Annotated in this window: 12 protein-coding genes; 2 read left to right on the forward strand and 10 right to left on the reverse strand. The window is 40.7% G+C overall.

Features of this window, described 5'->3' with window-relative positions; all coding sequences use genetic code 11:
- Positions 1 to 19: 19 nt before the first annotated feature.
- The 10 genes from B2V22_RS03025 to B2V22_RS03070 form a co-directional block, all read right to left on the reverse strand.
- A complete protein-coding gene (locus B2V22_RS03025) occupies positions 20 to 379 on the reverse strand; it encodes a hypothetical protein (RefSeq protein ID WP_290490472.1) in 360 nt (119 codons plus the stop codon).
- A gap of 47 nt (positions 380 to 426) precedes the next feature.
- On the reverse strand, positions 427 to 1209 hold the full coding sequence (locus B2V22_RS03030; protein WP_290490474.1) for an SDR family NAD(P)-dependent oxidoreductase: 783 nt from the start codon (positions 1207 to 1209) through the stop codon (positions 427 to 429).
- Between the two features lie 129 nt (positions 1210 to 1338).
- Positions 1339 to 2223 (reverse strand): VOC family protein, encoded by an 885-nt coding sequence (locus B2V22_RS03035; RefSeq protein WP_290490476.1) that lies wholly within the window; start codon positions 2221 to 2223, stop codon positions 1339 to 1341.
- 94 nt (positions 2224 to 2317) lie between these two features.
- On the reverse strand, positions 2318 to 2983 hold the full coding sequence (locus tag B2V22_RS03040) for a MetQ/NlpA family ABC transporter substrate-binding protein (protein WP_290490499.1): 666 nt from the start codon (positions 2981 to 2983) through the stop codon (positions 2318 to 2320).
- A 32-nt stretch (positions 2984 to 3015) separates the two neighbouring features.
- Positions 3016 to 3171, reverse strand: coding sequence for a hypothetical protein (locus tag B2V22_RS03045; protein WP_290490477.1), 156 nt, complete (start codon positions 3169 to 3171; stop codon positions 3016 to 3018).
- A gap of 29 nt (positions 3172 to 3200) precedes the next feature.
- Positions 3201 to 4379, reverse strand: coding sequence for an aminotransferase class I/II-fold pyridoxal phosphate-dependent enzyme (locus tag B2V22_RS03050; protein ID WP_290490479.1), 1179 nt, complete (start codon positions 4377 to 4379; stop codon positions 3201 to 3203).
- 215 nt (positions 4380 to 4594) lie between these two features.
- The gene (locus B2V22_RS03055; RefSeq protein ID WP_290490481.1) at positions 4595 to 5734 is read right to left on the reverse strand and encodes a mannitol-1-phosphate 5-dehydrogenase; all 1140 of its coding nucleotides are present in this window, start codon (positions 5732 to 5734) and stop codon (positions 4595 to 4597) included.
- A complete protein-coding gene (locus tag B2V22_RS03060) occupies positions 5735 to 6178 on the reverse strand; it encodes a PTS sugar transporter subunit IIA (RefSeq protein ID WP_290490483.1) in 444 nt (147 codons plus the stop codon). It abuts the gene before it with no gap.
- A 121-nt stretch (positions 6179 to 6299) separates the two neighbouring features.
- Entirely contained in the window at positions 6300 to 8372 is a 2073-nt protein-coding gene (locus B2V22_RS03065) for a BglG family transcription antiterminator (RefSeq protein ID WP_290490485.1), read from the reverse strand.
- 35 nt (positions 8373 to 8407) lie between these two features.
- The gene (locus B2V22_RS03070) at positions 8408 to 10219 is read right to left on the reverse strand and encodes a PTS mannitol transporter subunit IICB (RefSeq protein WP_290490486.1); all 1812 of its coding nucleotides are present in this window, start codon (positions 10217 to 10219) and stop codon (positions 8408 to 8410) included.
- A 194-nt stretch (positions 10220 to 10413) separates the two neighbouring features.
- Here B2V22_RS03070 and B2V22_RS03075 point away from each other — a divergent pair, with 194 nt between their 5' ends.
- Together B2V22_RS03075 and B2V22_RS03080 are read left to right on the forward strand one after the other, a co-directional pair.
- Entirely contained in the window at positions 10414 to 11121 is a 708-nt protein-coding gene (locus B2V22_RS03075; protein WP_290490488.1) for a glucosamine-6-phosphate deaminase, read from the forward strand.
- Between the two features lie 354 nt (positions 11122 to 11475).
- Positions 11476 to 12366 carry an SDR family oxidoreductase gene (locus B2V22_RS03080; RefSeq protein WP_290490490.1) on the forward strand — a complete coding sequence of 297 codons (891 nt, stop codon included), beginning with the start codon at positions 11476 to 11478 and terminating at the stop codon, positions 12364 to 12366.
- The last annotated feature ends 277 nt before the right edge of the window (positions 12367 to 12643 follow it).

Here is a 12643-nt window from a genome sequence, read left to right on the forward strand (position 1 = left end):
TAACAATCAACCTAGATGTTTATTCTCTTGCATCCTCAAACACATAATCTGGGAAATACTTTTCTAAAATAACCGCTAAATCATAGTCATCCGGGAAAAATCTACTATAAACCTCTTGGCCTTCATCAAATTGGCCTTCAAGTCCTAAAACTTCAAAAATATCAACCACTTTAGCAACTGCCCATTGGATTGAAGTGCCTTCAACCACTTCATAAGGTTCTTCCAAATTATCCTCTTTTATAAAACGAATCAATTCTTCTTTTGGCATGTCTTCATCCAGATGATAAAGTAAGATCTGGTTTTCATAGGAATGACGCGGACTTCCATCATCCACATTATACGCTTGTTTGATAATATTGATACTATATACATTCTTCATGTATTTCAACATCCTCTTCTACAAAGCTCTTTACCCGCAAAACATATTTACATGACTGAAGCCGCACCACCATCAATATTGAGTGCCACACCTGAAATATAAGAAGCTGCATCAGATACTAAGAAAGTAATGGCATTAGCAGCTTCCACCGTTTCACCAATACGACCTAAAGGTGTATTGGCTGATTGACTTTTAGAAAATTCTTCCCAAGTTTGATCAGCAGCGTTATCTTGCCAACGTTTTTCGATTTGTTCACTACGCACTAAACCAATAGAAACAGCATTCACACGAATATTATATTGACCTAATTCTTTACTTAATTCCTTTGTTAAGCCAAGACCAGCAGCACGGCTAGTTGACGTTGGTAATGAATTAGCTGGAGGTGTTTTACCAGCTATAGCGGTTAAATTCACGATAGCACCTGAGTTTTGTTTCTTAAAATATGGCAATACTTCACGGGTAAAATTCACTACCCCAAATAATTTAATATTCAAGTCTCGCTGCCATTCAGCATTATCCACCGCATCGAAACTTTGGGCTGATGATCCACCTGCATTGTTAATTAAAATATTAATACGACCAAATTGATCGATTGTCTCAGTAACTACTCTTTTAGCATCTTCTTCGACAGTTACGTCCCCAACGACATAGTGGACTTTGCGGCCTGTAATTTCTTGAATAGCTCTTTGAGCTTCTACGAGACGATCCTCACGACGGGCAACGATTGTTACGTCAGCCCCCTCGTTTGCTAATGACTTAGCCGTCTCAAATCCGATTCCACGGCTAGCCCCTGTAATAATCGCTACCTTTCCTGATAATCCTAATTCCATAGAAAGACCCCTTTCTAAATTGTATTTCTATATATATTATAATCGAAATATCCTTAAACCAAAATAAAACCCCTTGTAATCAAAAAGACCATGCCACAATAGACATATATTTCACTGCCAAATGACTTGTTAGCCGATACCAAATTTGGCATTTTCTAAACGGGCTACATCCATTTTTTTCATTTTAAATAATACATCTAGTACACGTTTCTTTTGTTCTTCAGTGGCCGTTTCCATAATTTGCAAATAGGCTTGTGGCACTACTTGCCAAGAAATACCATGACTGTCTTTCAACCAACCCATAGACTCAGCTTTTTCATCTGCTGATAATTTTTCCCAGTAATAATCTACTTCTGATTGGGCACCAGCAACGATTAGGAAGGAGATTGCTTCAGAAAACTCTTCATCACTACCAAAACCATGGTCCATAAAGACCAATTGTTGGTCGCCAACGTTTAACTCGGCGTAATTCACTCTAGCGCGGTCGTCTTGGGCCTCGCCCTCTTGGTAATAGTTAATCTGTCCTGGTTCACCCTTCTGGAAAATCGTTGCGTAATCTTTTAAAGCTTGTTCCGCTTGGCCACAATACTGCCCAGCGAACAACAAAGACACGCGGACCTTATGGTTAGCTGGCACATCAGGTGCTAGCATAATTTGCCATGATAAACCAAATTGATCTTCTACCCAAGCATAGCGGTCGCTAAACGGATAAGAGTCCAAAGGCATCAAGTCTTTTCCACCTTTTGCCAATTCAGTGTATAAAGCGTCTACTTCTTCGGCAGTATCTAACGATATCATCAAGGAGAATGAGGGGTTCATTTTAAAATCGGTTCCTCCATTGAAAGCTGAGAATGTTTGATTTTCGATTGTAAAATCGTAAGCAACAGATTCCACGTTTGGCATCGGATAACGGATCTCTCGTGTTATCTCACTTTGGTCAAAGACACTCGTATAGAATTTGACCGCTTCTCCAGCCTGGTCATTGAAACATAATTGGATCGCAATTTGTCGCATATTTATCGCTCCTTCAACATTGGATTCTTCCAATACTTATAAGTAAAGAATAAGCTAAAAATCACTGAATGTCGAATAAAAACGGCTGTGCTTCTTACCAAGAAGCGACTACTGCACCTTTGAAGGTTTCTTCAATAAAGGTCTTCACTTCGTCTGTCTTGTAGTATTCTTCCAGTTGCGCGATGATGGGATCTTCTGCGTCTTCAGTTCGCGATACAACCCAGTTTACCCAAGTGGTATCTTCTGGATCTTCCATGGCAATGGCTAATTCTTCAGCTGATAAGCCTGCATCTAGGATGTAGTTTGAGTTGATGCCCGCTGCTGCAACATCCGGTAATTGGGCGATAAATTGAGCTGGGTCACCAGTAATAAAGTTTAAATTCAATGGATTTTCTTCAATATCATCTACAGTAGCGGCAATGCCTAATCCTTCAGGTAAGGTAATCACGCCAGCTCGCTCAAGCACTAAAAGCGCTCGACCTTCTTGAGATGGCGTGTTTGGCACAGCAATGGTGTCGCCTTCTTGCAATTCATCGACAGTGTCGTATTGTTCCGAGTAAATCCCCATTGGAATGGTGATATTTTCAAAGCCTTTGGTTAATTCATAGCCAGTATCTTCGATAACGGTTTCTAAATAAGGACCTGTTTGAATAGAGTTCAAATCTAATTCACCCTCAGCTAAGGCCGTATTTGGCGTGACGTAATCATTGAAGATGACAATTTCAATTTCTAAGCCATCTTCAGCTGCCTTTTCCTTCACCAATTCAAAAATTTCCTCGTGGGGACCAGCTGTCACCCAACCGTTAAAACGCCATCTTCTAATAACCCCGACTCTTCAGTTGCTTCTGCGTCTGTACTTGCTGATTCGCTCGCTTGGTTGCCACAAGCTCCTAGTAATAAGGTTGTCGTCCCAACTACCGTCAATAACCCTTTAGGCCATGTCTTCATAGTCATTCTCCTCTGTTTGATAAGTAGTATTAAAATTGTTTATACACGCGGGCAATCCGTCTAGCCGCTTCTTGCAAAATGGCTGTATCAGCAATTAAGCCAATTCGGATATAACCCTGTCCTGCAGTACCAAAACCATTACCCGGGGCCACCCCCACATGGCCGTCTTCAGCAATTGCGCGGGCAAAAGTTTCTGCATCCACCCCTTTTGGCGTCTGCATCCATTGGTAAATGGTCCCTTTGGATGGTGTCACTTGAATGCCTTCTTGGTCAAATTTCCGAATGACCGCGTCCCGTCTAGCTTGATAGGTGGCTTTCATTTTGTCGGTAAAGTCTTGGGCTTCGTCCGCTAATAAAGTTGCGACGGCTTCCTGGATAGCCCCGTACATGCCAACTGTCGTATGGTCCTGCAAGCTGTTCAGATAGCCGACTACTTGCGGGTTACCAACTGCGAACGCGACTCGCCAACCTGGAATATTATAAAGTTTGGAAAGGGAAAATAGTTCAAGACCAACTGCCTTAGCACCCGGGGTTTCAAGAAATGATAGGGGGGCCGCCTGGTCAAAAACATATGGAGCGTAAGCAAAGTCATGAACCACGAAAATCTTGTTGTCATTGGCTACAGCCACCGTGTCCTCAAAAAATGCTGGCGTGGCTACCGCGCCCGTTGGATTGTTGGGGTAATTCAGGTACATGACCTTAGCACGGTCGCGGTCCCCTTTGGCAATCTGGTCAAAATCAACCAGATAACTATTTTCCTCCAGTAGGTCCATAAAAATCGTATCCGCTTGTGTTAAACCAACGGCCGACATATAGTCTGGATAGGTAGGATTGGGTAGTAAAATTCCGTCCCCCTTATTGACTAAGACCTGACTCACTTTCATAATGGCCTCTTTAGACCCAAGGAATAGGGCCACTTCTGTTGTTGGATCAATGTCTACCCCAAATTGATGGTGGTAAAACTTGGCCACCGCTTCCTTTAGCAGGGCCTCCCCGCGATACGGGCCATACCGGTCATATTTCGGGTTATCAATAGCCGTCCGTAAGGCCTCCTTCAGGGCTTGTGGTGCCGGTAAATCTGGCGTCCCAACCGCTAAATCGATCACGTCGTCATAGCGACTCTTAAGATCTGAAATCGCTGCTGTTAAACTTGAGAAATACTGACTTGGCAAGGATTGAAAAATGTTTGAAGGTTGAAAATCAACCATATGCCACCGTCCTTTCTGATAAAAATTATGAGGGCTCTGCAAATGAGTTATAGCCACTTTACCTTTTAATCTCCTTCATATCAATGAGTTGAATATATCGATTTTCGTTATCTTTTGAACGGTTATAACTATCAAAAGCCACTGAAAAAAGGATCGCAATTTGACATTGCAATCCTTCCTATTTAACACGGTTATTTCGAACTAAACCACCTGGGTTATGATTTAATTTTACTAGCAATTTCAGCTACTAAGTCTGTATCTTCAAGACCAGTGACCATTTGGATAACTTGGTCAAGTGGTTGGTTGGCTAACATTTTTTGTAGTTCTTGGCTTTGTTCATCGTCTGCGTCATTGTATTCAAAGATGTATGCGACAGTTCCAAGTAAAGCGTCATAAGCTAGACCACGTTCTTTTGCCTCACGAATTGGACGGATAAAGCGTTCGTCGTAACCCAATTTACGAATTGGTGTACGGGCAACACGTGTAATAGCGTCTGAAATGTGGCTGTTTTGGAAACGGCCTACAATTTTGTTGGCATAAGCTGCGTGTACTTCTTGGTCAAAGCCCCATTTTTCAACTAATAAGGCACCAGTTTCTGCTAACACTGCTTGTAATTGTTGTAAGACAATGTCGTCTTCTAAGGCCTGGTCAATTGTTTCATATCCAAAGTGTTTACCGGTATAGGCTGTTGTGGCATGCCCGGTATTCACAGAGAATAATTTGCGTTCAATATAAGGAAGTAAATCTTCAACGTATAATACGCCCTCTAGCTTAATTTGTGCCCCTTTCACATTTGTTTGGTCAATTACCCATTCACTGAAAGGTTCAACGGATACAAACAAAGGATCTTCATGACTTTGCATTGGGACAATACGGTCAACTGCTGCATTGGGGAAACCAATATGTTGGTCAACGTAGATACGATCAGCCTCATCGAAATAAGCTGACACTTTCTCATTTAAGAAATCCGTCCCACCAATCATGTTTTCGCAGGCGATAATATCCATTTGGCGTATATCGCCATTCTTCCGACGTAATTTAATGCCGTTAGCAATTAATTCAGCAATGTAAGGTAGGATATTGGGTCCGATGGCAGTGGTCACAATATCAGCTTCAGCTACGGCTTGAGACACCGCTTCGGGATCTTTCCCGTTATTTATACCCCTAAAACCAGAAACAGTTAAGCGTTGATGTGCATCATCAGCGTATTCAATTTCGTAACTATCACGGTCGTTTAAGGCATCGATTAACGTTTCGTTGATATCGACAAAGGTAATGTCGAACCCATTCTTATGTAAGATTTCACCTATAAATCCACGACCAATATTACCAGCACCAAAATGTACAGCTTTCATTTACGCTTCAACCTCCTTCAACATATCAATAACTTCTTCAGCCGTTTTAGCATCTCCTAGACGGACAACGTTTGCCACATCTGAACAGTAGACTGCAATTTTAGACAACAGGTCTAAGTGATCATCACCGACGCCAGCAATTCCAAAAATAGCTATAGCTAATTTCTCTTCTTTACCGTCGTCAGAGAAGTTAACACCCTTTGGCACTTGCACAAAAGAAATTGCCGTATGGTTGACGTGGTTTTTACTATCGTCTGTACCATGTGGGATAGCGACAAAGTTGCCCATGTATGTAGACACAATGCCCTCACGTTCGATCATCCCCTCTACATACTCAGCATCTACCGCACCATCTTGTACCAATAATTGCCCGGCAGCGCGAATGGCTTCCTCTTTTGTAGTAAATGTATTATCCAACTGAATTAACTCTTTTTTCAATTCCATTCAATCACATCCTTCTTTTGCTTGAGCTGAACTGTAAAGTCCAGACTCGGTTCCCTTGTGCTCACCCAGTATTGAGTTCGCACCCTAGTCGGGTTCGCTCGCACCCTTTTTGACTCATCCTTTATTCAAATGTTGTGGTTTCTTCTACAAACAATGCACTCAATAATTGTAATACAATGGCCTTTGTCCCACTTTTATAGATTTCCGTGTTCAAATCATTATCAATGATAGAAGAGGATATCTTACCCAGCAATAGTTCATTTTCCCTAGATAATGGTTCTGGGGCTAATAATAACAAAATTCTTTTCAATTCAATAGTCGTCCGGTCCATACCCAATATTTCAAACGATCGGTCTAATTCATATATGGAGAAGAAGGCTTCCTTGACTTGTGGGTTGGTCGAGTGGAATAAGGCAATATTTGAATGCGGAATCCCAATAGGCGCTTCTAGATAGCGCTCAATCACTCGTTTCGTCACTTGGTCAGGATCCTCCACCACTTGGTCAGATAATCCCTGGATGATTTCTAACAAACTAGCTTCTACTGTTTCCTTAGATTGAACTTGGTGAATATCAAATTTCTCGAGAATCTTATTGGCCGCGTTGACCAATTGATAAAGTCGTTCAAACTGCATGTCCGCTGACCCATTTGCCTGTTGACTCGCATGAGTACGCTCTTTTGACTGCGATAAGTGTTTAATTTCTTGCCGAATCCCCATAATCTCATCATCCAAAAGTAAGGGCGAAATCACTTGATATGGATAATTAAAGCCTGCAAGGAAACTAGTCGATAAAATCAAATCATACTGGTCATAATTCACCTTGGACATCTGCGAAACCTTCACAATATCTACTTGCTTCACTTCCGGAATCTTATTGGAAAAACGGCTCTCCAAGATTTTGCTGGTACCGAACCCGCCGGCACTTAGGATGACAATCTTCAAGTTTCGGGAGATCGGTTGGCGCTCAATAGATGAGGCGTAATGGATAATAATATAAGCCATCTCTTCCTTAGTAAAGGTGACATCTGGAAATACCTCTTTCAATGATAGGTCCACCGCTTCATGTAAGTTAGGGTACCCTGCAATCATTTTATCTAAGATTATATCATCACTGGTAATCGCTTGGTCTAAACGTTTTAAGGCCGCATTTAAATGGGTCAATAAGTCTTCAAACAAGCGGTTGTCCTGCCTAAAATCGTAACCTGTTTTGGTCGAAATGTTTCTAGTCAACTCTGCCACTCGATAGGACAATTCCGTATCAAAGTTGTTGGAGAAGATATTTTGTGGCCGGTTGAAATTCATCCCTTCCAACTGACGCGCAAACATGTGGCGTTCATTGAAATCAATGGCCAACTTCATTTCTTTTGCAATAATCTCATACATTTGATGAGACAAGCGGATAAAATGACTCGACTGGTCTTTAGCTAGGATTTCACTATGAATACTATGCCCTTGTTGGATACGGAAAATATTCACCACAAAACTCAGGATAATCGTCTTCAATTGGTTATCTGGTAAATTGGACAACTTATGGTGAATCAATTCCGACTTAAATATCTGATGGGCAATTTCATATATCTCACCCGGGATCAACTGGATGAAAAAGCCATCCTCTGAATGGGGCAGTTGCCCTTGTTCAGTCATTTGGTTGAAATAGAGAAAGAAATCAATTTCCTTGATATTGTAATCCAATAAATTGACAATTAATTGCCGGATAACCGTCTCTTCACCCTTTACCTTCAAGCTAGCATGACTAGAACTTTCAATTTGAATATCATATTCATTCAAACTGGCTTTCACATTAGCCATATCCGTATTGAGCGTTCGTACACTGACGGAAAAATCATAGGCCATGGCTTCAACTGTGCTAATCCCTTGACCCGACAAGACCATTAAGGCAATGGCATTTTGTCGTTGGGCCTTGGATAAATCACCATAAGGATAGGCATTGAGTTGGTTTCTCAACGCCGCCTTATCCACATCACTACCAACTAAGTAATACCCTTCATTTCTTGGCTTGTCTAACCGCAAACTCAACTGTCTGAGCGACTCTTCAATATGGCTAATCTCACGATACACTGTGCGTTTGCTTATATCGAGTTCATCTTGAATGTCTTTCTGGGTCACACCTTTTGGATAATCCAGCAATAAATTCAAGATACTCTTTTCTCGCTCTGTAAAATACACTTCCATCGCTCCTTAGTCAAACTCTACATGTTTCGATATGACTAATTTACCTTATCTAACAGCTTGTTGTACTGGTTTTGCTCATATAATTTCGAAACTTCTTCAAATTGTGCTTCCGGTGCCACTTCTTTAGCAGGTTGAACCGTTTCTGCATCAACGATAATCAAGGTTTGCGGGTTATTTTGTAATTGTGCAAAAGGTACTGCTTCAGCAACAAGGTCTGAGCCCGCTTTTTTCAATTCAATTCGTAAGTTAGATGCTGCCATGACTGAAGCTGACGGTTTATCTTCATGGAAAGGTACTTGAATGAACTGTACATCTGTATGCACAACACCTCTTGTAGTGGTTGCCGTACTTTCCGGTGCTTCTGGGCTCGCCTCTTCTTCAGATGCTGCCTGCATTTCACTTAAAATTTCATCATAACGGTCACCGTCTAAGAAGTTCCCTACTGATACGTGAGCAGCTAAAGGCGCTTGCCGTTTAGCACGGTCCGTTAACTCTTCTTGTGTGATAACTAAGACGCCCGCTTTATTTTCCAATTTAGAAATGGCTGTATTGGTAATCGACATATCGTAACCTAATTTTTTCGCTTTTTTCCGTAATAGAGAAGCACCCATGGCACTTGATCCCATACCTGCGTCACATGCGAAAATAATGCCGTTGATATCTTCTGGTGATGGAATTTCACCTTCTACTGATGCTGAACCAGCGTTTGTATCTTCAGTTGATTGACCCTTTGAATCTGCTTTTGCCGCTTTAGCCGCCGCTTGGCTTTCTTCAAAGTTGTCTTGGTCTTGCTCACGGTCCATTTTAATAATTGGTGCCGCTACTAAGAATGAAACAAGTGTTGCAACTAATACCCCACCGATAACACCAATGTATGCACCTGGTGCTGTCATACCAAGGATGGCAATGATTGAACCTGGTGATGCTGGACCAGTTAAGGCTGCGTTTAATAGTTGGAAAGTTAATGTACCTGATACCCCACCAGCAATAACTGCTAAGAATAATAAAGGTTTCATCATCACATATGGGAAATAGATTTCATGAATACCACCTAAGAAGTGGATAATAATCGCACCCGGCGCTGATGATCTTGCTGACCCTTTTCCAAATACGGTAAAGGCTAGTAGAATACCTAGACCAGGTCCTGGGTTGGCTTCTAATAGGTAAAGAATTGAACGACCTGTTTCTGTGACCTGTTGTGACCCTAATGGCGTTAAAATACCATGGTTCAATGCGTTATTAAGAAATAGAATTTTGGCTGGCTCGATAAATACATTAGCCAATGGTAGTAATCGTCTTTGGATAATCCAGTCTACACCTGTTGCAAAGATTGTTGTCATCCCTGAAACGAATGGCCCAACTGCATAGAAACCAACTAATACTAATAAGAAACCGATAATCCCGATTGAAAAGTTGTTGACCAACATTTCAAAACCTGACGGGATTTTATCTTGGAATTTTTCATCACATTTCTTGATGGTCCAACCACCTAAAGGACCTAAAACCATTGCCCCAATAAACATTGGCACTGTTGCTTGACCAGTTACAATTTCTGATGCCCCTACGACCGCACCCATTGTGGCGATGGCACCTGTTACAGCCCCACGTTGACCATATACCATGGAACCACCGGTATAACCGATTAAAATTGGTAGTAAATAGTCACGCATTGGACCTACTAAGTTTGCTAATGCTTCATTTGGGATCCACCCATCTGGAATGAACAGTGCTGTAATAATCCCCCAAGCAATAAATGACCCAATATTTGGCATAACCATACTAGATAAATAAGAACCTAATTTTTGAACTGATGCCTTTAAACCTGAATCTTTTGTTTTCTCCGACATAAGCGTTCTCCTCCTTTGTTTAATTCATCTATAATCTTATCCGCAATCGGAAGCGGTTACAATATTTTCAGTATGTAAGTTTGGCACACTTAAGCATGACACTTTTTCTTTGTTCCGGTTTCGATTTTTCTATGATAGACTGACAGTAAAGATTATGTATTGATCAAAAAAATCACTTTTTAGGAGGATTATGTATGGATATTAAGATTTTTGATACCGCAAAAGAAGCATCTAAAGAGGTTTTCCATGAATTTGAGCAGGCATTAGCCAACGGTGCAACAACTTTTGGTTTTGCAACGGGTTCAACACCAGAATACTTATATGAATATCTAACATCTTCTGACTTAGACTTTAGTAACGCAACTGCTGTAAACCTAGATGAGTATTTTGGCTTACCTGCTGATCATCCACAAAGTTACGCCACTTTTATGAACAAACATCTTTTCAGTAAAAAACCCTTCAAAGAAACTTTTATCCCCAACGGTTTAGCAACAGATGTTGAGGCAGAAATTGCTCGCTACAATGCACTACTAGATGAACATCCAATTGACTTACAAATCCTAGGTATTGGACAAAATGCGCATATTGGTTTCAACGAGCCAGGTTCTTCTCGCCATACGAAAACGCAATTAGTAGACTTAGCAGAAAGTACTATTCAAGCAAACGCTCGTTTCTTCGATTCTATAGAAGATGTACCAACCAAAGCTTTCTCTATGGGCTTAGCGTCTATCCTGCAATCTAAACGTATCTTACTACTCGCTTTTGGTGAATCTAAAGCACAAGCAGTTAAGGATATGGTTGAAGGTCCTGTGACTGAAGAGGTACCTGCAAGTCTGTTACAAGAACATCCTAATGTGGCCGTTTACCTAGATAGTGCTGCTGCAAGCCTCTTAAATAAATAATCATCGAGTTACTTGTAAATAAACCAATAGCCCATGACACCGACGCCAAGTCTTGTCATGGGTTATTTAATTATACCTTCCTTATTACTACAATTCTTCCTTTAGTCAGTGTATACAACTTTCAACCATTTTGCCTTTCATTGATTCAATGACTTATTCATACTTAAACTATACCCTGTGTCTTTTATTTATTGCATCTTCCTTTTACAAAACTTTTGTATGTACATTGAAGATTAATAGAGGGTATCGTATAAGGCCTTGTAAGATAATGGTAAATATTTGCAAATCTAATATAGCGTTGTTATAGTGATTAATATAACTAATATAGAATAAGTCACGTAGGAGGAATTTCGTATGTCTAACTTAAAAAATCCAAAGGAACTATATCATAAAGACGGATTCCCTAAACAAGACCAAGAGGGACCGGCTCTGCAAAATAAAATGAAACCTGTACCTGACTGTGGTGAAAACACTTATAAAGGTTCAGGGAAACTAAACGGTCGTAATGCGCTAATTACAGGAGGAGATTCAGGTATTGGTCGAGCGGTAGCTATCGCTTTCGCAAGGGAAGGTGCCAATGTGGCCATCCATTTCTTACCAGGTGAAGAATCAGACGCTGAGGAAGTCAAAGAGTTGATTGAAAAAGAAGGTCGTAAAGCACTCTTATTACCATACGATTTTAAGGAAGAGGGAAATGGCGCTAAAATTGTGTCAGAAACTGTTAAGGCCTTTGGTGCACTAGATATTTTAGTTTTAAATGCGGCGCAACAAATTGCTCATGAGAAGCTTGAAGATCTACCAATGCAACAAGTAAGAGACACCTTCCAAGTAAATATTATCAGTATGTATGAATCAGTGAAAGAAGCTGAAAAATACCTAGAGCCTGGCAGTACAATCGTTACAACTTCTTCCGTGAATTCATTTAATCCTTCTGTTTCTTTCTTTGATTACGCCGTTACTAACGGTGCAATATCAACTTTCACTGCCCTATTATCTGGATACTTTGCACCAAAAGGCATTCGGGTCAATGGTGTAGCACCTGGTCCAGTATGGACACCTTTACAATTAGATGGTGGACAACTAGAAGGTGGACTCGAAAGTTTTGGGCAAGATACTCAACTAGAACGTTCTGGTCAGCCTGCTGAACTTGCACCGACTTATGTTTTTCTTGCTTCAAATGATTCTTCTTATATCAGTGGAGAAATTATTAAAGTTACAGGTGGTAGCACCATCTCTACTGAATAATCAATGTGCATCATTAAGTGATTATAACAAATAAAAGCGTTAATAAGAGGTCAAGCTTAGCTTTAGGGATAAGCTTGAATCTCTTATTATTTATATAATCGACTAAATCACTGCTAGCCTCAATTAGGTTACTAAACTGAAAGTAACCCACCAATCACACGGTAAAATACTGAGCAATATAGTCATTATTCCCTTTCTAAAAACGAGCTTCTCCTCATCTTTTGGCTCTACAATATATAGGACTGATGACTTCAGAAAAAGTCATTGGTTCTATATT

Origin of the sequence: Aerococcus sp. UBA6277 (assembly GCF_002440555.1) — a bacterium.
Lineage (GTDB): Bacteria > Bacillota > Bacilli > Lactobacillales > Aerococcaceae > Aerococcus.

Bases quoted from the DNA above. Each gene is read 5' to 3' on its own strand.
- B2V22_RS03025 (WP_290490472.1), bottom strand. From the start codon at position 379: ATGAAGAATGTATATAGTATCAATATTATCAAACAAGCGTATAATGTG.
- B2V22_RS03030 (WP_290490474.1), bottom strand. From the start codon at position 1,209: ATGGAATTAGGATTATCAGGAAAGGTAGCGATTATTACAGGGGCTAGC.
- B2V22_RS03035 (WP_290490476.1), bottom strand. From the start codon at position 2,223: ATGCGACAAATTGCGATCCAATTATGTTTCAATGACCAGGCTGGAGAA.
- B2V22_RS03045 (WP_290490477.1), bottom strand. From the start codon at position 3,171: ATGAAGACATGGCCTAAAGGGTTATTGACGGTAGTTGGGACGACAACC.
- B2V22_RS03050 (WP_290490479.1), bottom strand. From the start codon at position 4,379: ATGGTTGATTTTCAACCTTCAAACATTTTTCAATCCTTGCCAAGTCAG.
- B2V22_RS03055 (WP_290490481.1), bottom strand. From the start codon at position 5,734: ATGAAAGCTGTACATTTTGGTGCTGGTAATATTGGTCGTGGATTTATA.
- B2V22_RS03060 (WP_290490483.1), bottom strand. From the start codon at position 6,178: ATGGAATTGAAAAAAGAGTTAATTCAGTTGGATAATACATTTACTACA.
- B2V22_RS03065 (WP_290490485.1), bottom strand. From the start codon at position 8,372: ATGGAAGTGTATTTTACAGAGCGAGAAAAGAGTATCTTGAATTTATTG.
- B2V22_RS03070 (WP_290490486.1), bottom strand. From the start codon at position 10,219: ATGTCGGAGAAAACAAAAGATTCAGGTTTAAAGGCATCAGTTCAAAAA.
- B2V22_RS03075 (WP_290490488.1), top strand. From the start codon at position 10,414: ATGGATATTAAGATTTTTGATACCGCAAAAGAAGCATCTAAAGAGGTT.
- B2V22_RS03080 (WP_290490490.1), top strand. From the start codon at position 11,476: ATGTCTAACTTAAAAAATCCAAAGGAACTATATCATAAAGACGGATTC.